Raw genomic sequence first — 780 nt, 5'->3', positions numbered from 1 at the left:
GGCGTTGCAGAATAGAAATATGAATTAGTGCGATCACTATGAAATGTCCAAGGTGTGCGTCAAGCCACATTCGCAAAAATGGTAAACAAAGAGGTAAACAAAACTACATTTGTGTGGAATGTGGTCGTCAGTTTGTTGATTCTTATGAACCGAAAGGTTACTCGGAAGAAATCAAGCGTGAATGTCTAGAAATGTATGTTAATGGTTCTGGCTTTCGGGCAATAGAACGAGTGAAAAAAGTACATCATACAACAGTCATTAATTGGGTAAAAGAGGTTGGTAATACTTTGACTGATACACCCCAAAAGGATGAAATACCAGAAATTACCCAAATTGATGAATTGGAAACATTTATCGGTAAAAAAAAACAAAATTTGGTTGTGGACAGCAGTGAATAAGCACATTCCGGGAGTTATAGCTTGGGTTTTAGGCGACCGCAGTTCGGAAACGTTTAAGCTTTTATGGCAGATTATAAGCTGTTGGCATTCTTATTTTTATGTTACTGATGGCTATCCGGTTTATCCTTGCTTCATCAGCGACGAAGACCATATTGTTAGTAAAACCTACATGACCAGGGTTGAAGGAGAAAACAGTCGTTTTCGACATTATCTTGCTCGACTACATCGGAAAACTTTTTGTTACTCTAAGTCAGAAAAAATGCTGAGACACTCTATTCGACTGGTCATACATTATCTTAAGTATGGTTCAGTGCCGCTCACGATGTGAGGTACAAGTTTTATTCCAGCGATCGCCTGATTCATATTTTGATTCAGCAACGCC

General features: G+C 38.7%; 1 protein-coding gene. It reads left to right on the top strand.

From position 1 onward, the window contains the following. Positions 1 to 38 precede the first annotated feature (38 nt). A protein-coding gene (locus G1O98_RS38440) for an IS1 family transposase (RefSeq protein WP_163939714.1) occupies positions 39 to 726 on the top strand; the annotation gives its coding sequence in 2 pieces (ribosomal slippage) (positions 39 to 361 and positions 360 to 726; 690 coding nt in all). The last annotated feature ends 54 nt before the right edge of the window (positions 727 to 780 follow it).

Source organism: Nostoc sp. UIC 10630, assembly GCF_010747425.1.
Lineage (GTDB): Bacteria > Cyanobacteriota > Cyanobacteriia > Cyanobacteriales > Nostocaceae > Nostoc.
Note: the sequence above shows the minus strand (reverse complement) of the source record. Positions and strands in the feature narration are given on the sequence as shown.